This window comes from Tateyamaria rhodophyticola, from assembly GCF_047777875.1.
In the GTDB taxonomy this organism is placed as follows: Bacteria; Pseudomonadota; Alphaproteobacteria; order Rhodobacterales; family Rhodobacteraceae; genus Tateyamaria.
The window spans coordinates 588556-609690 of record NZ_CP180519.1; the positions used below are offsets into that span (position 1 = coordinate 588556).

30 protein-coding genes are annotated in these 21135 nt (G+C 63.7%); 12 read left to right on the forward strand and 18 right to left on the reverse strand.

The window, feature by feature from the left end; translation table 11 throughout:
* Positions 1 to 27 precede the first annotated feature (27 nt).
* The 12 genes from era to folK form a co-directional block, all read right to left on the reverse strand.
* Complete coding sequence (gene era, locus ACERHN_RS04295) at positions 28 to 936, reverse strand: GTPase Era (protein ID WP_415921413.1); 909 nt, start codon at positions 934 to 936, stop codon at positions 28 to 30.
* The gene (gene rnc, locus ACERHN_RS04300; protein ID WP_415921414.1) at positions 933 to 1619 is read right to left on the reverse strand and encodes a ribonuclease III; all 687 of its coding nucleotides are present in this window, start codon (positions 1617 to 1619) and stop codon (positions 933 to 935) included. The genes era and rnc overlap by 4 nt, the downstream gene beginning before the upstream one ends.
* Positions 1616 to 2614 (reverse strand): signal peptidase I, encoded by a 999-nt coding sequence (lepB, locus tag ACERHN_RS04305; protein ID WP_415921415.1) that lies wholly within the window; start codon positions 2612 to 2614, stop codon positions 1616 to 1618. Before lepB (ACERHN_RS04305) ends, rnc begins: the two co-directional genes overlap by 4 nt.
* Positions 2611 to 3435: a signal peptidase I gene (gene lepB / locus ACERHN_RS04310; RefSeq protein WP_415921416.1), complete on the reverse strand. Its 825-nt coding sequence runs from the start codon at positions 3433 to 3435 to the stop codon at positions 2611 to 2613. The genes lepB (ACERHN_RS04305) and lepB (ACERHN_RS04310) overlap by 4 nt, the downstream gene beginning before the upstream one ends.
* A 78-nt stretch (positions 3436 to 3513) precedes the next feature.
* A complete protein-coding gene (gene acpS, locus ACERHN_RS04315; protein ID WP_415921417.1) occupies positions 3514 to 3921 on the reverse strand; it encodes a holo-ACP synthase in 408 nt (135 codons plus the stop codon).
* Positions 3918 to 4538 (reverse strand): LysE family translocator, encoded by a 621-nt coding sequence (locus ACERHN_RS04320; RefSeq protein WP_415921418.1) that lies wholly within the window; start codon positions 4536 to 4538, stop codon positions 3918 to 3920. The genes acpS and ACERHN_RS04320 overlap by 4 nt, the downstream gene beginning before the upstream one ends.
* 1 nt (position 4539) lies before the next feature.
* On the reverse strand, positions 4540 to 4851 hold the full coding sequence (locus tag ACERHN_RS04325; protein ID WP_415921419.1) for a Dabb family protein: 312 nt from the start codon (positions 4849 to 4851) through the stop codon (positions 4540 to 4542).
* On the reverse strand, positions 4848 to 5597 hold the full coding sequence (locus tag ACERHN_RS04330) for a pyridoxine 5'-phosphate synthase (RefSeq protein WP_415921420.1): 750 nt from the start codon (positions 5595 to 5597) through the stop codon (positions 4848 to 4850). Before ACERHN_RS04330 ends, ACERHN_RS04325 begins: the two co-directional genes overlap by 4 nt.
* Before the next feature lie 106 nt (positions 5598 to 5703).
* On the reverse strand, positions 5704 to 6387 hold the full coding sequence (locus tag ACERHN_RS04335; RefSeq protein WP_415921421.1) for a DUF2062 domain-containing protein: 684 nt from the start codon (positions 6385 to 6387) through the stop codon (positions 5704 to 5706).
* 21 nt (positions 6388 to 6408) lie between these two features.
* A complete protein-coding gene (locus ACERHN_RS04340; RefSeq protein WP_415921422.1) occupies positions 6409 to 8553 on the reverse strand; it encodes a RelA/SpoT family protein in 2145 nt (714 codons plus the stop codon).
* Positions 8554 to 8575: 22 nt separating this feature from the next.
* The gene (rpoZ, locus tag ACERHN_RS04345; protein ID WP_415921423.1) at positions 8576 to 8929 is read right to left on the reverse strand and encodes a DNA-directed RNA polymerase subunit omega; all 354 of its coding nucleotides are present in this window, start codon (positions 8927 to 8929) and stop codon (positions 8576 to 8578) included.
* A gap of 96 nt (positions 8930 to 9025) precedes the next feature.
* The gene (folK, locus tag ACERHN_RS04350) at positions 9026 to 9631 is read right to left on the reverse strand and encodes a 2-amino-4-hydroxy-6-hydroxymethyldihydropteridine diphosphokinase (RefSeq protein ID WP_415921424.1); all 606 of its coding nucleotides are present in this window, start codon (positions 9629 to 9631) and stop codon (positions 9026 to 9028) included.
* Positions 9632 to 9749: 118 nt separating this feature from the next.
* Here folK and ACERHN_RS04355 point away from each other — a divergent pair, with 118 nt between their 5' ends.
* The 10 genes from ACERHN_RS04355 to ACERHN_RS04400 all read left to right on the forward strand — a co-directional run bounded on the left by ACERHN_RS04355 (position 9750) and on the right by ACERHN_RS04400 (position 15744).
* Complete coding sequence (locus tag ACERHN_RS04355; protein WP_415921425.1) at positions 9750 to 10316, forward strand: NYN domain-containing protein; 567 nt, start codon at positions 9750 to 9752, stop codon at positions 10314 to 10316.
* A 75-nt stretch (positions 10317 to 10391) separates the two neighbouring features.
* Positions 10392 to 11342: a 4-hydroxy-3-methylbut-2-enyl diphosphate reductase gene (gene ispH, locus ACERHN_RS04360; RefSeq protein ID WP_415921426.1), complete on the forward strand. Its 951-nt coding sequence runs from the start codon at positions 10392 to 10394 to the stop codon at positions 11340 to 11342.
* Positions 11343 to 11427: 85 nt separating this feature from the next.
* Positions 11428 to 12201, forward strand: a complete 774-nt coding sequence (locus tag ACERHN_RS04365; protein WP_415921427.1) for a hypothetical protein — start codon at positions 11428 to 11430, stop codon at positions 12199 to 12201.
* A gap of 67 nt (positions 12202 to 12268) precedes the next feature.
* A complete protein-coding gene (locus ACERHN_RS04370; RefSeq protein WP_415921428.1) occupies positions 12269 to 12883 on the forward strand; it encodes a LysE family translocator in 615 nt (204 codons plus the stop codon).
* Positions 12880 to 13311 (forward strand): YdeI/OmpD-associated family protein, encoded by a 432-nt coding sequence (locus tag ACERHN_RS04375; protein WP_415921429.1) that lies wholly within the window; start codon positions 12880 to 12882, stop codon positions 13309 to 13311. Before ACERHN_RS04370 ends, ACERHN_RS04375 begins: the two co-directional genes overlap by 4 nt.
* The gene (locus tag ACERHN_RS04380; protein WP_415921430.1) at positions 13308 to 13757 is read left to right on the forward strand and encodes a DUF3429 domain-containing protein; all 450 of its coding nucleotides are present in this window, start codon (positions 13308 to 13310) and stop codon (positions 13755 to 13757) included. Before ACERHN_RS04375 ends, ACERHN_RS04380 begins: the two co-directional genes overlap by 4 nt.
* Position 13758: 1 nt before the next feature.
* Positions 13759 to 14349, forward strand: a complete 591-nt coding sequence (locus tag ACERHN_RS04385) for a class I SAM-dependent methyltransferase (RefSeq protein ID WP_415921431.1) — start codon at positions 13759 to 13761, stop codon at positions 14347 to 14349.
* On the forward strand, positions 14342 to 14797 hold the full coding sequence (gene rnhA, locus ACERHN_RS04390; RefSeq protein WP_415921432.1) for a ribonuclease HI: 456 nt from the start codon (positions 14342 to 14344) through the stop codon (positions 14795 to 14797). Before ACERHN_RS04385 ends, rnhA begins: the two co-directional genes overlap by 8 nt.
* Complete coding sequence (locus tag ACERHN_RS04395) at positions 14794 to 15195, forward strand: NUDIX domain-containing protein (RefSeq protein WP_415921433.1); 402 nt, start codon at positions 14794 to 14796, stop codon at positions 15193 to 15195. Before rnhA ends, ACERHN_RS04395 begins: the two co-directional genes overlap by 4 nt.
* A 264-nt stretch (positions 15196 to 15459) precedes the next feature.
* Complete coding sequence (locus ACERHN_RS04400) at positions 15460 to 15744, forward strand: hypothetical protein (RefSeq protein ID WP_415921434.1); 285 nt, start codon at positions 15460 to 15462, stop codon at positions 15742 to 15744.
* A gap of 66 nt (positions 15745 to 15810) precedes the next feature.
* On the opposite strand, the gene ACERHN_RS04405 is transcribed toward ACERHN_RS04400, so the two are convergent.
* The 4 genes from ACERHN_RS04405 to def (ACERHN_RS04420) are packed head-to-tail and all read right to left on the reverse strand — an operon-like array spanning position 15811 to position 17993.
* Complete coding sequence (locus ACERHN_RS04405) at positions 15811 to 16047, reverse strand: hypothetical protein (RefSeq protein ID WP_415921435.1); 237 nt, start codon at positions 16045 to 16047, stop codon at positions 15811 to 15813.
* Between the two features lie 3 nt (positions 16048 to 16050).
* Entirely contained in the window at positions 16051 to 16962 is a 912-nt protein-coding gene (gene fmt / locus ACERHN_RS04410; RefSeq protein ID WP_415921436.1) for a methionyl-tRNA formyltransferase, read from the reverse strand.
* 3 nt (positions 16963 to 16965) lie between these two features.
* On the reverse strand, positions 16966 to 17469 hold the full coding sequence (def, locus tag ACERHN_RS04415; protein ID WP_415921437.1) for a peptide deformylase: 504 nt from the start codon (positions 17467 to 17469) through the stop codon (positions 16966 to 16968).
* Positions 17469 to 17993 carry a peptide deformylase gene (def, locus tag ACERHN_RS04420; protein ID WP_415921438.1) on the reverse strand — a complete coding sequence of 175 codons (525 nt, stop codon included), beginning with the start codon at positions 17991 to 17993 and terminating at the stop codon, positions 17469 to 17471. The genes def (ACERHN_RS04415) and def (ACERHN_RS04420) overlap by 1 nt, the downstream gene beginning before the upstream one ends.
* A gap of 102 nt (positions 17994 to 18095) precedes the next feature.
* Here def (ACERHN_RS04420) and ACERHN_RS04425 point away from each other — a divergent pair, with 102 nt between their 5' ends.
* Positions 18096 to 19265: a MalY/PatB family protein gene (locus ACERHN_RS04425; protein WP_415921439.1), complete on the forward strand. Its 1170-nt coding sequence runs from the start codon at positions 18096 to 18098 to the stop codon at positions 19263 to 19265.
* A 9-nt stretch (positions 19266 to 19274) separates the two neighbouring features.
* Positions 19275 to 19508 (forward strand): hypothetical protein, encoded by a 234-nt coding sequence (locus tag ACERHN_RS04430; RefSeq protein ID WP_415921440.1) that lies wholly within the window; start codon positions 19275 to 19277, stop codon positions 19506 to 19508.
* A gap of 430 nt (positions 19509 to 19938) precedes the next feature.
* Here the strand turns inward: ACERHN_RS04430 and ACERHN_RS04435 are convergent, their stop codons facing one another.
* The gene (locus ACERHN_RS04435; RefSeq protein ID WP_415921441.1) at positions 19939 to 20535 is read right to left on the reverse strand and encodes a ferric reductase-like transmembrane domain-containing protein; all 597 of its coding nucleotides are present in this window, start codon (positions 20533 to 20535) and stop codon (positions 19939 to 19941) included.
* A 5-nt stretch (positions 20536 to 20540) separates the two neighbouring features.
* The gene (locus ACERHN_RS04440) at positions 20541 to 21029 is read right to left on the reverse strand and encodes a twin-arginine translocation pathway signal (RefSeq protein WP_415921442.1); all 489 of its coding nucleotides are present in this window, start codon (positions 21027 to 21029) and stop codon (positions 20541 to 20543) included.
* Between the last annotated feature and the right edge of the window lie 106 nt (positions 21030 to 21135).

The window sequence follows — 21135 nt, forward strand, 5'->3', positions numbered from 1 at the left end:
CCCCCGGAGGGCCGGGCAGCCACAGGCTCACACATTGCCATCTTTGAAATCCAGCCCCATCTGGTCATACCGCTCCGCCTCGTCCTGCCACTTTTCGCGCACCTTCACCTGCAGGAACAGGTGCACCTTGCGGCCCAGAAACTCCGTCAGCTCCGCCCGCGCGGCCTGGCTCACCGCCTTGATCGTCTCGCCCTTGTGACCCAGCACGATGCCCTTGTGCCCGTCGCGGCTGACATAGATCAGCTGCTCGATCCGGGCCGAGCCGTCCTTGCGCTCTTCCCAGCTTTCGGTCTCCACGGTCAGCTGGTAGGGCAGCTCCTGATGCAGCCGCAGGGTCAGCTTTTCCCGCGTCATCTCGGCGGCAATCATCCGCATCGGCAGATCCGCGATCTGATCCTCCGGGTAAAGCCACGGCCCCTCCGGCACCTCCCCCGCCAACCAACGGCGCAGGTCCTCGACCCCGTGCCCCTTTTCGGCGGAAATCATGAACGTTTCGGCAAAGTCGAACCGCTCGTTCAGGTCCTTGGTCAGGCCCAACAACACCGGTGCGTCCACCCGGTCGATCTTGTTGATGGCGAGCGCAATGCGCCGCCCCTGCCCGACCTCCCCGAGGCCATCGAGAATGCGCTGCACCCCGTCGGTCACGCCGCGATGCGCTTCGACCATCAGCACGACCACATCCGCATCCGCCGCACCGCCCCAGGCGGCGGCCACCATGGCGCGGTCCAGACGGCGGCGCGGCTGGAACAGGCCCGGCGTGTCCACAAACACGATTTGCGCGTCGCCCTCCATGGCCACGCCGCGGATGCGCGCGCGCGTGGTCTGCACCTTGTGTGTCACGATGCTGACCTTGGCACCCACCATGCGGTTCAGCAGGGTGGACTTGCCCGCATTGGGCTCTCCGATCAGCGCAACAAATCCTGCCCGTGTCGTCATTTTCCCGCTTCCATCTGATCCAGCAGCGCCTTGGCCGCCGCTTGCTGTGCTTCTCGTTTCGACCCCGCCGTAGCCTGCGCCTCGGCCCCGTTGTCAAGTGCTGCGGCAATGGTGAAGACCGGCGCATGATCCGGCCCGGACCGCGCCTGTTCGGTATAGCGCGGCGGTTGCATCCCGCGCGCCTGCGCCCATTCCTGCAATGCGGTCTTTGCGTCGCGCGCGTCGCCTTCGACGGCACCGATGCGCGCGCCCCATAGGCGCAAGATCATGTCCCGCGCCGCCTCGAACCCCGCATCCAGGTAGACGGCGGCAATCACCGCCTCGACCGCATCGCCCAAAAGCGCCTGCTTGCGCCGCCCGCCCGACACCATTTCGGACCGGCCCAGCCGCAGCACATCACCGAGGCCGATGTCCCGCGCGACATCCGCGCAAATCTCCTTGCGCACCAGCGCGTTGTAGCGCGGCGCAAGCAGCCCCTCGGCGGCTTTCGGGTCCGCCTGCAACAGCGCTTCGGCCATCACGAGGCCCAGAACGCGGTCACCCAGAAACTCCATCCGCTGATTGTCCTGCCGCGTGGGCGATGACATCGACGCATGTGTGACCGCCTCGATCAACAGATCCGGCGTCGCAAACCGGTGTCCGATCCGCGCCTCAAAGGCGCGCAGGTCCGCACTCAATTTCATGGCACCCTCCGAAACAGGCGCGTGGGATCGCCATCAAGCGAAAAGACAACCCGGCGCACCCGCCCCTTGACGTTCTCCAGCGGCACGGTCCCGATCCCGCCCGCGGCCTGCGGCATACGGCTGTCAGCAGAGTTGTCACGGTTATCGCCCAGCACGAACATGTGCCCGTCCGGCACGGTCACCACTTCGGTGTCGTCCGTGCGCTCCGGCCGGATATCCAGCACAGTATAGCTGCGCCCGGACGGCAAGGTCTCGACCGCTGCGGTCTTGAGGCATGTTTCCCCCAAAGCCACCGGCGCATTCCGGCACCGCGGATAGGTGCCATATGCGCCCTGCCGCTCCATCGTCTCCGCAAAATCGGCTGCCGGTGTCTGGGGCAGCGTCGTTCCGTTCAGAACAACCCGGCCCGCCACCATCTGCACCGTATCGCCGCCAAGCCCGATCACCCGTTTCACGAAATCCGTGCCGTTGACCGGGTGTCGAAACACCACGACATCGCCGCGCGCCACGGTCACAAACCGGCTGCCCGAGAACAGATAATCGTTGTGCACCAATGTTGGCGCCATGCTGCCCGTCGGGATCCAGAACGGCGCATAAAACGACGACCGCCCCGCAAGCAGCAGGCAAAAGGCCAGCGCCACCGCCCAGCCGACCTTGCGCAGCGTCGTGTTTTCGCCCCTGCGCGGCGTCCCGGCACTGCGCCGGAACAACAGGATCAATTGGGGGATGAACCCGAGATAGGGCACCATGGCCACCCACATCCATCCGCCGCGCCATCCCGCATCACGCATGCGGCGGCGCATCTGCCCAAGGAACACAAAGGTCGCAACCGCAACGATCACCCACATCACCGGCAGCGTAGGGGCAAAGATCAGAGCGGCGCCAAGGCACAGGATCTGCGCCGCAAAAGCCGTGGCATAAACCGCGCGTCCCGACACACCTGTCCAGTCAAAGGACTGGCGCAATGCCCCGGTGACGGTCGCGGGCTGGCTCACTCGATCCCCTTAAAGAAGCGGTCCCCCCGCCACGTCCAGAAGAACAGCATCGACCGGCCCGCAGACGAGAACATGATGCGATCCGCGCGCCCGATCAGGTTTTCGAACGGCACATACCCGACACCGCCCACCACTTGCGCCAGACGGCTGTCTGCGGAGTTGTCGCGGTTGTCGCCCATAAAGAAGAAATGACCCTCAGGCACACGGTAGACCGACGTGTTGTCCGACCCTTGCGTGGCGACGTTCAGCACGGTGTAGTCTGCACCACCGGGCAATGTCTCGACATAACGTTCCTTGATGCAATCCGCACCCAAGCCAACCGGACCATTGGCGCAACGTGGCTCCTGCCCCTGGGGCCCCTGCCGTTCGAACACCTCGACAAAGTTGCCAGCGGCCTCCTGCGGCACCGGCTCACCGTTCAGGATCACGACCCCGTCCTGCACCTGCACGGTGTCGCCCGGCAGACCGATCAACCGCTTGATGAAATCCGTGCCCGTGACCGGATGACGGAACACGACCACGTCGCCACGCTCCGGCTCACCGGCAAAGATGCGCGTGTTGTCGCCGTCGATGAATCCGCAAATGCGCGACGCGTCCAGACCAATCACCCGGATCGACGGGCAGGACGCATAGGAATAGCCATAGGCCATCTTGTTCACGAACAGGAAATCCCCGATCAGCAGCGTTTCCTTCATCGACCCCGACGGGATCCAGAACGGCTGAAAGAAAAGCGTGCGGAACACACCGGCGATCAGCAGCGCATAGACGATGGTCTTGATCGTCTCCAGAACTCCGTTCTGCGGCTTTTCCTTGGCGGCCATTGCGCGCTCCTTGTGGTGAGTTTGAGGCTACATGCGGGTGCGCCCGGAAGGTGTCAAGCCAATGGGGACAAATGTGCGTCAGCCCTTGGCAAGCGGGCGCGCCTCAATCACGACAAAGGCCTGTGCCCACGGGTGGTCGTCGGTCAGGGTGACGTGGATGATCGCCTCGTGCCCGTCGGGCGTCATGTCGGCCAAACGCTCTGCCGCCCAGCCGGTGACATGCATCACCGGTTGGCCCGTGCGCAGGTTGCTGACCGCCATGTCCTTCCACGAAATGCCCATGCGCAGGCCGGTGCCAAGCGCCTTGGAACAGGCCTCCTTGGCGGCCCAGCGTTTGGCATAGGTGCCTGCCACATCCGCGCGCCGTTCGGCCTTGCGCTGTTCGGTCTCGGTAAAGACGCGATTGCGGAACCGGTCGCCGAACCGCTCCAGCGTGCCCGCGATGCGTTCGATATTCGCAAGGTCCGTGCCGATGCCAAGGATCATTGCAGGCGCGCCGTCAGGATCTTGAGGCTGGCAAAGCCGAAGAACCCGGCAAAGGCGAGGTCAAACCACCGCCGCGCCCGGCCATAGGCCGCAACCACCCGCGCGTTGGAAAAGAGAAACGCATAGCCGACAAAGATCAGGATGGATCCGGCATAGAGCAGGCCAAAGCACTGGAACACCATCGCAGGCCCTGCCCCCGGCGGCAGTGCGATGGCATAGATGGACCCCCAGCTCAGGATCGCCTTGGGGTTGGTGATGTGGATCGCAGCGCCCTTGATGAACAGCGTGCGCGCGCTGCCCCGGAACGGCGTGCCCGCATGGGCCGCGTTCCCCGCCCACGCGCTGCGCAGGGCCTTGATCGCCAGCCACGCGAGGTAGGCGGCCCCGACATAGCGGATGATCTCGAACACCCACACATGGGTCAGCATGAGCGCCGACAGACCAAGGGCCGCCGCGATGCCCCAACTGGCGGACCCCGCCAGAATGCCAAAGCTGAACGCCAGCGCCGAGGCGCGGCCCGCGCTCATTGCTGTGCCTGCGATGCCCATCGTCGCAGGCCCCGGTGAGCCGCCCGCGAGCAGCCACGCAATCCAGATCGCTGCAAATTCGGGGCCCACCTCAATCGCCCTCGATGTCGTAGACGACAATGCCGCGCTCGCCGCCCTCGCACAGCGCCACCAGCTGGCCGCCCAGCTCCTTGTGGCGCGGATCATTGGCGTATGTGGCCAGCGTTTCGGCGTCCGCTGCATCCAGCGTAAAGCCGTAGCGGTGTTCGGGCGATGTGTTCTCGAAATCGCGGTTGGGACCGTGCACGAAATCGCTGCACCCGATGAGGTCATCGACCAGCGCCTCAAGCCCCTGCATCACCTTGTCCAGCGCGCCCATATCCGCGCCGCTGGACAGGTTCAGAAAGACACAGTGCCGGATCATGCCCGCGCCTCATCCATCAGCCGCCGCATCTCGCGGATGGCAGGATCAAGACCAAGAAAGATCGCCTCCCCAATCAGGAAATGCCCGATATTCAGCTCCATCACCTCGGGGAATGCGGCAACCGGCTGAACCGTCTCATAGGTCAACCCGTGCCCGACATGCACCTCAAGCCCCAGCGAATGGGCAAAGCTGCTCATGTCGCGCATGGCCTCCAACTCCTTGTCACGTTTGGCGAAATCACCGTCGTGATGGGCGTCGCAATAGGCCCCGGAGTGCAACTCGATCACCTCTGCCCCGATGCGGTGGGCCGCTTCGATCTGGCGCTGGTCCGCAGCGATGAAAATCGACACGCGGCACCCGGCCTCGCGCAGCGGTGCGATGAAATGCGCCAGCCGGTTTTCCTCGCGCGCGACCTCAAGCCCGCCCTCGGTCGTACGCTCTTCGCGCTTTTCGGGCACGATGCACACGGCGTGCGGCTTGTGACGCAGGGCAATGGCCTGCATCTCGTCCGTGGCCGCCATCTCAAAGTTCAGCGGCACCTCCAGCACCTCCATCAGCCCTTCGATATCGGCGTCGGAGATGTGGCGGCGGTCCTCGCGCAGATGCGCGGTGATGCCATCAGCGCCTGCGGCCTCTGCGATCTTGGCCGCGCGCAACGGATCAGGGGTGGCACCGCCGCGCGCATTGCGCACCGTGGCCACGTGGTCGATGTTCACGCCAAGGCGAAGCTGTCCAAGCGGATCCATTGCAGATGTCCTTTCCCTGTCCCTTGGCCCCAGAGTCTAGCGCGGTGACCCGGGCAGGGAAATGCGGACATTGCGACGAAATTGTACCAAGCGCGCACCGCGCCCGTCAGTCGGATTTCTGGGTGATGTCGGCGGCCTTGGCTGCCGCCTTGGCCTTCAGCGCGTCGAACTTGGCCTTGAGCACGCCCTTGCGCCGCTTCTGATAGGCGCGGATGACCGGCACCGACAGGTAATAGGCGATGGTGCCCGCAATGATGCCCGGCAGGATGCCACCGATCATGAACGGAAAGAACACCTCGTCATAAAACACCCGCAACGAGGACCAATTGGCCACGTCCGGTGTGAACATCGCCTTGAAGTTCTGCCACAGCGCCGATGCGGCATCGGCAAACCGTTCCCCGACGGTGGGTTCGTCATCGCCCTGATGCGGCCGAAACCGCAGGCGGGACGGATCGAGACCGAGCATGTGATAGCCGGTGAACATCGACGTCGCTATGATCGGGATATAGGTCAGCGGGTTGCCAAAAAAGGTCGACAAAAGGGCGGCGAGCACGTTGCCGCGCATGATCACCGCAAGCAGACCGGCAATCACAAAGTGGATGCCGTAAAACGGTGAAAACGTGGTGAACACCCCCGCCCAGATGCCGCGTGCAATGCGCTCCGGGCTGTCAGGCAGGCGCCGCAGCCGGTGTCGGACATAGTGAAACGCACGCGCCCATCCGCCCCGTGGCCAGAGGAACTCCAGCACGGCCCGCAAGATGGGTTTTCTGTCGCGGCGTTTGAACACCAATGGCTCAGGTCTCCTTCACCGTCATTCCGCAGCGCGCCGCCCCGCACCGGCCGGTGCCGCCGGTTGGCGGAAACGGGCGACGGCGGCAACGTCACTTTCAGCTTCGAGCGCGCCCATCAACGTATGCAGATGGGTCGCATCCCGAAGCTCCACATAGATCAACAGACGGTAGAAATCAGGTTTACGGTCGAGAAATTCAAGGTTGGAAATATTGGCCTCGGATTCTCCGATCAAGGTGCAAATGCGCCCCAGCACGCCCGCGTCATTGCCGATCGTCAGATCCAGCGTGGCGCTGTAGACCGGCGCATGTGCCCCGTCGTGCCAATGCAGGTCCAGCCAGCGCTCGGGCTGGTCCTCGTATTCGATCATGCGCGCACAGTCGATGGCGTGCACGACCACGCCTTCGCCGCGGAAGGTGATCCCCACGATCCGCTCGCCCGGCAGCGGGTTGCAGCAGGTTGCGCGTTGAAACGATTGTCCGGGGCGCAGGCCGATGACGGCCTTTTGCCGGTCCACCTTCTTGCCTTCCTTGGGCGTCAGGTCAGGGTAAATCGCCTGAACGACCTCGCGACCGGTCAGCTCCGCCGACCCAAGCCGGGCCAGAACTTCGTCCCCGCCCGTCAGGCGCAGCTGTTTGGCCGCGGTATCCAGCGCCTTGTCCGTCGCTTTCTTGCGCACATGGGCAAAGGCCGAGCGCGCAAGTTCCCGGCCCAGCGTGATGAACCGTTCCCGGTCCGCCTCGCGCAAGCTGCGGCGGATGGCGGACTTGGCCTTGCCCGTTGTCGCAATCTCGAGCCACGTGGCCTGCGGCGTCTGGCCTTCGGCGGTGATGATTTCGACCGATTGCCCGTTCTTGACCCGGGTCCACAGCGGCACGCGCATCCCGTCCACCTTGGCACCGACACAGGCGTTGCCGATCCGCGTATGGATCGCATAGGCGAAATCAATTGGCGTGCCGCCCTTGGGCAGCTTCACCACCTCACCCTTGGGGGTAAAGCAGAAGACCTGATCCGAATACATCTCGAGCTTGACCGCCTCGAGGAAATCCTCGTGGTCGTCCTCGCTGTCGAATTGTTCGGTCAGCTGGCTGATCCACTTGGCGGGATCGACGGCAAAGGGGTTTTGCGACCGCACACCATCGCGGTAGGACCAATGCGCCGCCACACCGGTTTCGGCCACGTCGTGCATCTGGCGGGTGCGGATCTGAACCTCGACCCGCTTGCCATCGCGGCCCGACACGGTGGTGTGAATGCTGCGATACCCGTTGGTCTTGGGCTGGCTGATGTAATCCTTGAACCGGCCCGGCACCGCACGCCAGCGTTGATGGATGGCCCCCAGCGTCCGGTAGCAATCCTCTTCGGAGCCGGTGATGATACGAAAGCCATAGATGTCGCTGAGCCGGGAAAAGCTCTGGTCCTTTTCCTGCATCTTGCGCCAGATCGAATAGGGTTTTTTCGCCCGCCCAAACACCTCGGCCCCGACTTCCGCCTTTTCCAATTCGTGGCGCATGTCACCGGTGATGCGCTGGATCACGTCGCCCGTCTCGCGCTGCATGGTGATGAAGCGCCGGATGATCGACGACCGCGCGTCCGGGTTCAGCACCTTGAACGCCAGATCCTCCAGCTCTTCGCGCATCCACTGCATCCCCATGCGACCCGCAAGGGGGGCAAAGATGTCCATGGTCTCGCGCGCCTTTTGCACCTGCTTGTCCGGGCGCATGGAGCGGATGGTGCGCATGTTGTGCAACCGGTCGCTGAGCTTGACCAGGATGACGCGCATGTCCTTGGACATCGCCATGAAAAGCTTGCGGAAATTCTCGGCCTGCTTGGTCTCGACGGAGGACAGTTGCAGGTTGGTGAGCTTTGTCACCCCATCAACCAGCCGCGCAATCTCGTCGCCAAAGCCTTCGGCAACGCTGGAGTAGCTGGCCTTGGTATCCTCGATCGTGTCGTGCAGCAGCGCGGTGATGATCGTCGCATCATCCAGCTGCTGTTCCGTCAGGATCGCGGCTACCGCTACAGGATGGGTGAAATACGGCTCACCGGAATGGCGGAACTGCCCGTCATGCATCTGCGCACCAAACGCATAGGCAGAGCGGATCAGCGCCTCATTCGTCTTGGGATTGTAGTTGCGGACAAGGGCAATCAGATCGTCAGCAGAGATCATTCTGTCCTCGCCCTGTGGGAGGTTAGCCCTGCCCCTGTGCAGCCATCAGCTGACGCAGAAGCATCTCTTCGGACATGCTGTCTTCTTCCGGCTTGTCCTGCTCGGCCCCCATGAGAAGCGCCATTGCGTCCTCTTCGGCCTCGTCCACCTCAATCTGGCTCTGGTTGCTCTCGATCAGACGCTCGCGCAGCTCTTCGGCGCTTTGCGTTTCCTCGGCGATTTCGCGCAGGGACACGACGGGGTTCTTGTCGTTGTCGCGGTCCACGGTGATCGGCGTCCCGGACGAGATTTCGCGCGCCCGGTGGGCGGCCAGCATCACCAACTCAAAACGGTTGGGAACTTTGTCAACGCAATCTTCGACGGTTACACGAGCCATTGGGCGCTCCTTGGGCGGAATGCGGGAAGGTGAGAGCGTGTATCTAGGCGCGATTCACTCAAATGGCAAGGACGCAATCGGCTTGGGGGAAGGACCCTAATCCCAGCCCGCCTGCATGGGCGTGATCGCGGCTACATCGTCCGCCGGCAATGCCGCAAGAAGGTCCGCCGCACTGCGCCGCAGCACGGGATGCACCCAATCGGGCGCCACATCAGCGAGCGGCACCAGAACAAAGGCGCGTTCATGCAGGCGCGGATGCGGCAGGATCAGCTGTTCGGGCGCCTTGACCTGCTGCTGTTCCACGGGCAGGCCCATCCAAAGCCGCGCCGTGGCCAGATCCGGGCGGATCGTGTCTCCTATGGCCAGCAGATCAAGATCAATGTGCCGTTCTTCCCATCGCGCGCGGCGCCGCCGCCCCATCTCGGCCTCGATCCCGTGCAGGACCGTGATCGCCTCACGCGCGTTCCACCCTGCGTCGATCTCGACCACGGCATTGGCAAAGTCGGGGCCGGACCCGGCCGGGTATGCGGGCGTCTGGTAAATCGCGCTCCGGTTGCGAATCACTGCGCCCACCTGCACCAGATTTGTAACAGCTGTTTGAAGGGCTTCCGTAGGGGAAACGCCATCAGAATCCTGATTTGACCCTAGGGCAACAAGTAGATTTGATCGGTTTTGAGGCAACATTTCGCTGATACGCACCATTTTGGAGACTTGCGACGCCAATCAAATTACCTATTTTCCTGCGATTGCCACCAGTGTTTTTTTTTAACCACTCACTCACCGAATGCTGGCGGTACCCGAATTTTCGGAAGGACATTTTATGTTTTACAAAGACGAACGGCTGGCGCTGTTCATCGACGGTTCGAACCTTTACGCCGCAGCCAAAGCGCTTGGGTTCGACATTGACTACAAGTTGTTGCGCCAGGAATTCATGCGTCGCGGCAAATTGCTGCGTGCATTCTATTACACGGCCCTGCTTGAAAACGATGAATATTCACCAATCCGCCCCCTCGTGGATTGGTTGAATTACAACGGTTTCACCATGGTGACCAAACCGGCCAAGGAATACACGGATTCCATGGGCCGCCGTAAGGTCAAAGGCAACATGGATATCGAGCTGGCAGTGGATGCGATGGAATTGGCCCCCCGCGTCGATCATATCGTGCTGTTTTCGGGCGACGGCGATTTCCGCCCCCTGGTCGAAAGCCTGCAACGTCAGGGTGTGCGCGTGTCGGTCGTGTCGACCATTCGCAGCCAGCCTCCGATGATCTCGGATGATCTGCGCCGCCAGGCCGACAACTTCATCGAACTTGATGAGCTCAAGGATGTGATCGGTCGCCCCCCGCGCGAACCGATGCCGGAGCGCGAAGAACGGCTGCAAGCCTGATACCGATCCGTTCGGCGGGCTGGACCCGGTCCGCCGAACACCTTACCTCTGGGCCAAGACGCTCGGAGAGAACCCATGGCCAATCCCCCCCTGACCCTTTTTCTTGCCGCGCCGCGCGGGTTCTGCGCGGGTGTGGACCGTGCGATCAAGATCGTCGAGATGGCGCTCCAGAAATGGGGCGCGCCGGTCTATGTGCGCCACGAAATCGTGCACAACAAATTCGTGGTGGACAGCCTGCGCGATCAGGGCGCGGTCTTTGTCGAAGAGCTGAGCGAATGTCCCGACGACCGGCCCGTGATCTTTTCCGCACATGGCGTGCCGAAATCCGTGCCCGCCGCCGCCCAGGCGCGCGAGATGATCTATGTCGACGCGACCTGCCCCCTCGTTTCCAAGGTGCATATCGAAGCGCAGCGCCACGCTGACAACGGGTTGCAGATGATCATGATCGGTCATGCGGGCCACCCTGAAACCGTTGGCACCATGGGCCAGTTGCCCGACGGCGACGTGCTGCTGGTCGAGACGGTCGAGGATGTGGGAGCCGTCGATGTGCGCGACCCCGAACGCCTCGCCTTTGTCACGCAAACCACCCTGTCCGTGGATGACACCGCCGATATCGTCGCCGCATTGCAGGCGCGGTTCCCAAAGATCGTCGGCCCGCACAAGGAAGACATCTGTTACGCCACCACCAACCGGCAAGAAGCGGTCAAGGCCATGGCGCCACGCTGTGACGCGATGCTCGTGGTGGGTGCGCCCAATTCATCGAACTCCAAACGGCTGGTCGAAGTGGGGGCGCGCGCCGGGTGCGATTACGCGCAACTGGTGCAACGCGCCACGGATATCGATTGGCGCAGCCTCGAGGGCATCCGGTCCGTGGGCATCACCGCAGGCGCGTCCGCGCCCGAAGTGCTGATCAACGAGGTGATCGACGCGTTCCGCGACCGCTACGATGTGACGATCGAGATGGTCGAGACGGCGGTCGAGAACGTGGAATTCAAGGTGCCACGGGTTCTGCGCGAACCGGCTTGAGCGGCGCGGCGTCACACCTCGGCACGCAGCCCGGTCCCGCAGCATAACGCACATTCAAGGGGGCGCGACGTTGGAGAACGAAATCATGTACGATATTCCCACGCTCTGGATTGCCCTCGGGCTCTTGCTGGGCATGTTCGGTGCGATGTTTGCGGGCCGTGTAATCGGGCGCAGGCATCCCGCGCGGGACGAAACCGAAACTGGTCAGGTCACGGCGACGCAAGCCTCCATCCTCGGCATACTTGGCCTGTTGCTTGGTTTTACGTTCAGTGTCGCACTGGGCCGGCACGACGCCCGCTCTGCCGCCGTCGTGTCAGAGGCGAATGCCATCGGCACCGCGTGGCTGCGCACTGACCTGCTGAATGATCCCGATACTGCAAAGGACCTGATGCGGGCCTATGCGACGGAGCGGTTGCGCGCGTCGACGATCCCCGCATCGCTGAGCGAAGAACGCGACGCGAGCCTTGCACAGGCCGAGCAGACCTTTGCCGCGCTCTGGTCCGAGGCCGCGCGCATTGTGCGGGAGGCACCCAACCCGGCCACCACAGCCTTTGCAAACGCACTCAACGATGTAATCGACGAATTGGCTGCGCGCGACGCCGCAATCGACCGCCATGTGCCCGAAGTTGTGCTGATCATGCTGTATCTGACGTTCCTTCTTTCGGGCGGTTTGCTCGGCTACGGATCGGGGGTCAGCCGCACGCGGATCACGGCCACCGCGCTGGTCATGCCCGTGCTGATCGTTTCGCTCGTCTTCGTGATCATCGACCTCGACCGCCCGCGCCGCGGCCTCATCATCGTGGATCAGGGCCCCTTGATCGCTACGGTCGCAGCCATGGAACAACGGGTGGTGCAGTAGCATGGCGCTTTACCTGCGGATGCCCGGCGGCTAGCCTGTTCAGGGCAACTCAGAAGGACAGGACACCATGCTCTCGCTCCAGTTTCTGCTCACAGCTTTTGTCGTTGTGATCGCGCCGGGGACGGGCGTGATCTACACCCTTGCGCTTGGCCTGGGTCAGGGGCGGCGGGCGTCGTGGTGGGCGGCTCTGGGCTGCACCTTCGGGATTGTGCCGCACCTTCTGGCGGCGACACTCGGGCTGGCGGCGATCCTGCACACCTCTGCGCTGCTCTTTAACGTGGTGAAGTTTGCGGGCGTCGCCTACCTGCTGTACCTCGCGTGGGGGGCGCTCAAGTCCGATGGCGCACTGGCGATCAAGGCGGAAAGCACCACGCAATCCGGATGGCGCATCGCCCGGCGCGGTGCGTTGATCAACATCCTGAACCCGAAACTGTCGATCTTCTTTCTCGCACTCCTGCCCCCATTCCTCAGCGGCAATCCCGCCACCGCAACGCTTGAGATGGCCGCCATGGGTCTGGTGTTCATGTTGATGACGCTGGCGGTGTTCCTGCTTTACGGCTCCTTTGCGGCCCTAGCACGGCGCTGGATCCTTGGGTCGGAACGGGTCATGCGCTGGCTCTCGCGCAGCTTTGCCGCAATCTTTGCGCTGCTCGCCGGGCGTCTCGCGCTGGAGCGTGCATGACCGACTGGATCATGTTCGAGGCGCGGATCGAGCCGATGGAATGGGGCAAGAACACCTATACCGTTGTGCGCCTGCCCGACGATGTCACGGACGCCCTGCCCGCGGGCACGAGCCGGATCGAGGGGGAGTTCGGGGACGTTCCCATCAACCTCGCCCTGACCAAGGCCCCGGTAATTGACGGTACGTTCGTCTATACCGGCAAGACGTTTTTGCGCGACAGCGGTCTGGCACCCGGTGAGGTGTTTGACGCCCGTATCCGCCCCGCCGACCCGGACGATGTGGCGCACGCCCTGTGCGCCGCCGGACGCACGGCGGATTGGGGGGCGTTGACCCCCGGCAAACAGCGCGGGCTTTTGCACCTTGTCAACACGGCCAAAAGGGCCGAAACCCGCGTCAAACGTATCGCAAAGCTGATATCCGAGCTATGACACAGATCCCCCGCGCGCCGCTGCTCTTGGGCCTTGCCGGTCTGATCCCCTTTGTCTGGGGAGCGTTGACGGTGTTCGTGGAACCCCTCGCCGCCTTTGGTGCGCAAAATTTCGGCCCGCGTTTTGTGGGCCCTTACGTGCAGCTCTTCTACGGCTCCGTCATCCTCAGCTTCATGTCCGGCGTGCTCTGGGGCTTTGCGACCAAGACCGAGGGCGCGCAGGCGGCGACGGGCTATGCGCTGGCCGTGTTGCCCGCATTGTGGGCGTTTTTCATGACCGGCGGTGGGCCGGTGAGTGCGGCGACCAACCTGATCTTTGGCTTTCTGGGGCTCCTGATGCTGGATTTTGCGTTTTACCGCTGGGGTCTGACACCGCCATGGTGGATGTCCTTGCGTATCCTTCTGACGGCCATCGTGGTGGCCTGCCTTGGCGCAACGGTGATCTGAGATGAGCGACCCTGAAACCCTGGCCGTCTATGCCGCCCGCGCGGCAGAATATGACGCGCTCGTGGGCGCGGACGGCCCGTCGGACGATATGAAGCGGTTCATGGCGGGCGTGACGCCCGGCGGGCGCGTGCTCGACATCGGATGCGGGCCGGGCGCCGCAGCGGGGTACATGGCCGCCGCCGGGTTTGTGGCCGAGGCCTGGGACCCCGTGCCGGAGATGCTGGCCATGGCCGCCGCACGACCCGGCGTGACCGCGCGTGCCGCTGGATATGACGATCTGACGGCAGAAGCGGCTTATGATGGCATCTGGGCCAATTTCTCGATGCTGCACACACCACTGGCCGAGTGGCCCACATATTTTGCCGCCGTGCACCGGGCGCTGACACCCGGCGGGCTGTTCCATTTCGGCACGAAACTGGGCACGGGCGAACACCGTGACAGCATCGGGCGGCTTTACTCGTATATGGAGGCGGAGGCGTTGAAAGCGCTGCTGGCCGACACCGGGTTCACGCTCGCCTTTGAGCGGACGGGCGAGGAGGCCGGGCTGTCCGGTGAAATCGCGCGTTACATTATCCTGCAGGCCCATGCCTGAGCTGGTCGCCTATACCGACGGGGCGTGCTCCGGCAATCCCGGCCCCGGCGGCTGGGGCGTGTTGTTGCAGGCCAAGGACGGGGCGCGGGTCGTCAAGGAACGTGAGCTGAAGGGTGGCATGGCCGCCACCACCAACAACCAGATGGAGTTGATGGCTGCGATCACAGCACTCGAGACGCTGGAGCGCGCCTCGACCATCACCATCGTGACCGACAGCAATTACGTCAAAAACGGGATCACCTCGTGGATCCATGGATGGAAACGCAACGGCTGGAAAAACGCGGCGAAAAAGCCCGTGGCCAATGCGGAGCTTTGGCAGCGGCTGGATACGGCGCAGGCGCGCCATGATGTGACGTGGAAATGGGTCAAGGGCCACGCGGGCCACGAAGAGAACGAGCGCGCCGATGCGCTGGCCCGCGCGGGCATGGCGCCGTTCAAGCCGAAATGAGGCAGGTCGCCTGCCCCGTGGCGCTGCACCCCGATGGCGCGGTGCGCCGCATCCCTGTGTTCGAACATCCGCAAGCGGGCCTGCAACTGGTCAAGGGCGGGGTAGAGCCGGAGGAGCGGCCGGAGCGCGCCGCCGCGCGCGAGTTATTCGAGGAGGCGGGGTTGGAAACCCGCGCCGCCCTGTTGCTGGGTCAGTCGGACGACATCGTGACGGGGGAGCGTTGGCATTTCGCGCTGTGCAGGATCGTGCCGCCCGTGCGCGACCGCTGGCAACACCTGTGCGCCGACGACGGAGGTCACCTGCTGCGATTCTCATGGGTGGCACTGGATGCGCCGGCACCAGAGGCGTTTGCCCTGAAATATACACGGGCCTTTGACTGGATCCGCACCGCTTTGTGAGGCGAAAACCGCCTTTTCACCTGCAAATCGCCGCCGAACCACCGCCTGCTCACGCAGATTGTTACAAGTTCAACGCCACCCATCCGTCTGAAATCATGCGTTTTTACCAGCCGGGGTCAGGGATACCTGACCCCACTGGCCTGCATCAGGTTGAGTGTTTGTGACCGGTTGGTCCCTTATTGTTACAGCCCCCATGCGCTACCTTACTCCCAAGACACGAAGCCGCGGACAGCCCGCCGCGCCCCTTAAAAAGGAGAAACCAAAATGACACTGAAACTGTCCAAATCCGCCCTGCTCATCGCCGCCATGGCAACCGCCGTCAGCCTGACCGCCTTCACCCCCGCCAGCGCCAAGGCCTACTGGGCCAGCGCCGAAGCAGAGACCGCGGAGGTCGTGCACGCGAACTTCAAGGTGAAGGTGAAGAAACACCACAAGTTCAAGCACAAGGGCTACAAGCATCACAGCTACAAGCACCACGGGTTCAAGAAGAAGAAACACGTGTCCAAGAAGCATCTGACCAAGAAGCTGATCCTGAAAAAACTGTTCTGAACCACCACTCACGTTGACCAGGAACAGTTCCAGCGGCCCGGAGGTGTCCCCTTCTCCGGGTCGCGCCTATTTCCGCCAGTGCGTGGGAATGATGATCAGAGCGCCGATGGAAGCGAGGATGGCGTTGAGGCCCGCACTGCGAAAACCGATGCCGAACATGAGCGTGACGAAGTAGAACACAAACGCTCCGCCCACGCAGATGATGATCGATTGCAAGATCCCGTTATGGGTAAAGCGTGATCGTTCAGAGACATAGCCGACGATGCCCGCGATCACGACGGTGCCGATGAGGGTGGGAAACATCCGCTATTCTCCAAGCTTGGTGCCGCGTGGCACGGGATTGCCGCGCAGGAACTCTGCCGCGTCCTGCGCGCCTTTGCCAGCCTTTTGCACGCGGGTCAGACGGACAGCGTCCGCGCCGCAGGCCACCGTGAGCGCATCGTCCAGCGTCGTGCCGGGTGCGCCGCTGCCTTGGGACAATTGTGAGCCGAGCACCTTGATCCGCGTACCTGCGAGGTCGAACCACGCGCCGGGAAAGGGCGACAGGCCACGGATCTGTTGATCTACCTCTGCGCCGGGGCGGGTCCAGTCAATCGCCGCCTCCGCCTTATCGATCTTGTGGGCGTAGGTCACGCCGTCCTCGGGCTGCTGCTCTGGCGCGAGGTCCGGCAGCTCCGCAAGCGCTTGGGTGATCAGCCGTCCGCCCATGTCGGCCAGCCGGTCGTGCAACTGCGCCGTTGTCTCCGCCTGCCCGATGGGCGTGGCGTCGCGCAAGAGGACGGGGCCGGTGTCCAGCCCCGCCTCCATCTGCATGATGCACACGCCCGTTTCCGCGTCCCCCGCCATGATCGCGCGGTGGATCGGTGCCGCACCGCGCCAGCGCGGCAAAAGGCTCGCATGGATGTTCAGGCACCCATGGGTCGGCGCATCGAGGACAGGTTGCGGCAGGATCAGACCATAGGCCACGACGACGGCAATGTCGGCGTTGAGCGCGGCGAACTCGGTTTGCGCTTCCGGTGATTTCAGCGAAACAGGATGGCGCACGGTCAGGCCGAGCGCCTCCGCCGCGCTGTGCACAGCCGTTGGCCGGTCCTTTTTCCCGCGCCCGGCGGGGCGCGGCGGTTGGGTATAGACGCAGGCAATCTCGTGCCCAGCACCGTGCAGCGCGTGCAGCGCAGGCACCGAGAAATCAGGTGTGCCCATGAAAATCAGCCGCATCACTCAGCCCCGCTGCTTGGCCGCTTTGCGCAGCAGCATGTCGCGTTTCACCCGCCCCAGCGCGTCAAAATACATCCGCCCCGCGAGGTGGTCGATCTGGTGCAGGATCGACCGCGCCTCAAGGTCCTGAAAATCGCGGCGGTCCACCATGCCCTGATCGTTCAGGAACCGGATGGTCGCGTGTTTGGGCCGTTTGACCTTGGCCGACACGCCCGGCAGGCAGGGGCTCGCCTCATCGCTTGCATGCAGCTCCTCCGAGGCGCTCAGCACCGATGGGTTGGCAAAGAGGATACGCCGCGAGCGGTCCGGCGTCACATCCACCACGGCCAGTTGCAGCACCACCCCGATCTGCGGCGCGGCAAGGCCCACGCCCTGCCCCGGCATCGCGTCCATCGTGTCCACCATATCGGCCCAGATCGCGCGGATATCATCCGTGATCGCGTCCACGGGTGCTGCCGCTGTGCGCAGCCGCTTGTCGGGCCATTGCAGGATCGGGCAGACTGCCATCAGGCTTTTTCCCGCGCCTTTTCCTTCTTCATCTTCAACGCCTTGCGGGTGATCAGCTGGCGCTTCATCGGCCCGAGATAGTCGATGAACAGCTTGCCATCGAGGTGGTCAATCTCGTGCTGGACACAGGTGGCCCAGAGGCCGTCCATTTCCTGTTCCTGTTCGTTGCCGTCCATGTCGATCCAGCGAACCTGCACCAGCTTGGGGCGCGTGACATCGGCGAATTGTTCGGGGATCGACAGACACCCCTCTTCATAGGTGTTCTGCTCGTCCGAGGACGCCACCACTTCGGGGTTGAACATCGCCATGGGCCGTGGCGCCTCGCCCTCTTCCTTGACGCAGTCGAGCACGATCAGGCGGCTCAGCACGCCCACCTGCGGTGCCGCCAGCCCGATGCCCGGCGCGTCATACATCGTCGCCAGCATGTCATCGGCCAATGTGCGCAGCTCATCCGTGAGGTCGGTCACAGGGGCGGACACCTTTTTCAGGCGTGGATCGGGGTGCATCAGGATCGGGCGTTTCATGGCCATGGATGTAGGACAAGTGCGATGGGGGCGCAATGTGCTCTTGCGCTCGGGGGACGTCACGCTAGCCTGCGGGCAACCTTGAACCCCGGAGACACCCCCATGAGCTTTGACGACATCATCGACCGCCGCGGCAGCCACTGCGTGAAATGGGACATGATGGAGGCGATCTATGGCGTGCCGCAGGACAAGGGCCTGGCCATGTGGGTGGCGGACATGGATTTCCGGCCGCCGCAATGCGTGCTCGATGCGGTGACCGCGCAGGTGGATCACGGGATCATCGGCTATTTCGGGGACGACAGTAAATACAAGGCCGCGATCCAGTGGTGGATGGCCGAGCGCCACGGCTGGCAGGTCGAGGCGGACCATATCTTTACCACCCACGGGCTGGTCAACGGCACGGCGATGTGTGTTGAGACGTTCACGCAGCCGGGCGACGGTGTGGTCCTGTTCACGCCGGTCTATCACGCCTTTGCCAAGGTGATTAACGCCGCGCACCGGCGCGTCGTGGAATGCGAGATGGTGCAGGCCGATGGCCGCTACGAGATGGATTTCGACGCCTATGACGCACAGATGGACGGGTCGGAGCGGATGGTCATCCTGTGTTCACCCCACAACCCCGGTGGCCGCGTCTGGAGCCGCGGTGAGTTGGCCGCCGTCGCGGCCTTTGCCAAGCGGCACAACCTGATCCTCGTGTCGGACGAGATCCACCATGACCTCGTGATGCCCGGCCACACCCACATCCCCATGACGCATATCGAGGGGATCGAAGACCGGCTGATCATGATGACGGCCACGACCAAGACGTTCAACATCGCAGGCTCCCACAGCGGCAATGTGATCATCGCGGACCCCGACCTGCGCGCGCAGTTTGGGCAACGGATGGCGGCGCTTGGCCTGTCGCCCAACTCGTTCGGGCTGTTCATGGCCACCGCCGCCTATTCGCCCGAGGGGGCGGCGTGGGTCGATGATCTGGTGCAGTATCTGGACGGCAACCGGCGTCTGTTTGACGATGCGGTGAACGCCATCCCCGGGCTGCAATCCATGGCGCTCGAATCGACCTATCTGTCCTGGGTGGATTTTGCGGGCACCGGCATGCAGCGCGCCGAATTTACCCGACGCGTGGAGCAGGACGCCTGCATCGCGGTCAACCACGGGCCGACCTTTGGCACCGGCGGGGACAGCTGGCTGCGCTTCAACATCGCCACGCCGCGCGCGCGGGTGCAGGAGGCGGTCGAGCGGTTGGCCGCGGCCTTCAAGGATTTGCAATAGGAGACGGCGATGTTCACCATCGAGCACGAGTTTGACAGCACGGTCATCACCCTCGTCGATGATGGCGCCGCGCCCTTGCAGGAGGACGTGATCGTCAACAGCTTTGCCGAATGCGTGACGGTGGAACAGTTCGATGCGCGCCGCGATACGGTCGTACGCATCACCCTGTCGCAGGAACAGGTGCGCGATCTGGCGGCCGCGCTGGACCTGCCCGAAGGCGTATATCAACTGCGCAAGGATTAGGGTCAGGACCCATTAATTCTGCGGCACTGGTTTGACAGATTTTCAGTCTGGCCCTCGCCCGGCAATGCATCGCATCGCGATGCATGAAAGGGGAGAAGCAGAGATGCAGGAATTCCCTCTCGCGCATTGCTGCGCAATACGCTGCCGGTCAGTGGTGGTGCTATTTCAAATCTCTGCGCCGCACCGTCTCGGGCTCTTTTCCGTTGGAAAGGACCCTGCCGGGCAGCGGACAGGCTGAAAATCCGTCAAATCCGTCACGCCGACGGCGTGCCGATGCTCAACGGCGCTCCTGCGGAGCGACGGACGCCAAATCCACTGCATCTCAGTGGTTTGGGACGCGCAGCGAAGTGTGGTTCATTTTGCAAGCGGCACGAGCCGCTGAGATGCAGTGGATTTGGCGCCAGTCCTGCAGGGTTAGTGGGTCCTGACCCTAGGCCCGTCGGCGCAGGGCCGCCCAGACGCGCAATCTGGCCACCGCCAGCACAAGGGCCGCCACCAACAGGCCCGACAGCACGTATTTCGACACCGTCTCCATCGTGCCTTCGATCAGCAGGACATGTACGACCGTGCCGACCACGACCACCACCGCCAGCCCCGTATGCGCCAGCCGCCAGGCCCGCAGGCCGATCCGCTTGCGCATGAGGGCGAGCGCCGCACTGATCAACACCGCCCACATCGCCGCAACACCCCATGGCGCAAACGGCGTGGGCGAGGCAAAGAATAGCGCGTCGATCACATCCGGCGGGCTGGTCAGCCAGAGTGCCGCCACATGCACAACCACCGCCAGCAGCACCAGCGCCCCGGTCCAGCGGTGCACCTGCCGCGCCCTTGCCAGCGCCACACCGGGCGCAAACCCCGCCGCCAGCACCGGTTGCACGAGCATCAGCGCCATGCCGAAAATGCCCGCGAACCCGGCAGCGATATAGACCAGATCACGCCATGCCAGCTGCGGGCTAAACGCCGCCGCAATGACCGGCACGCCCATCGCCAGCGCAAGACCAAGCCAGAAAAGCGCCCTGCCCGGCATCAGGTTCAGGCCGGCACCAACACGAAATCCACATGCAGCGTGGTGTCACTGGAGCTCGCCATCACGGGGCGTAGGAACACCGTTTCGAACGCGTCATCGTCATAAGCCAGATGCCCGTGCGCCTGCCCGAACGCGGGCACGATCTGCGGCATGTCCATCCGGAACGCGCCGTTTGCATCCGTCAGCGTTGCCCCGTGGCTTTGGGGATCGCGCTCATGACCTTCGGTCGTATGCGCCCAGATCTGGATCCGCTGCCCCGGCAAGGGCGCGCCATCTCCGGCCCGCCGCACCGTGCCCGTCATCAGGAACCCGCCGCCCCCGATCCGCTCGACGATCGGCGCGCCGGGGCGGTAGTTGTTGGCACCCCCGCGCATCGTCGGCGTCGGCGCGAGGCCCTGCGCCCGCGCAGGCACAATCAACCCGGCCCCCGCAGTGGTCACAGCCGCCCCTCCGGTCACGAGCATCGAACGGCGGGTCATCTTGGCACGGGTCATGGCGCAGGCTCCTCATCTGTCATCATCGAAATTGTCCCTTACGAAGTAGGCGGCAGGACCACGGGGCAAAACGACAGTCACGGCTTCGTGATGCTGCGGCGCGGCG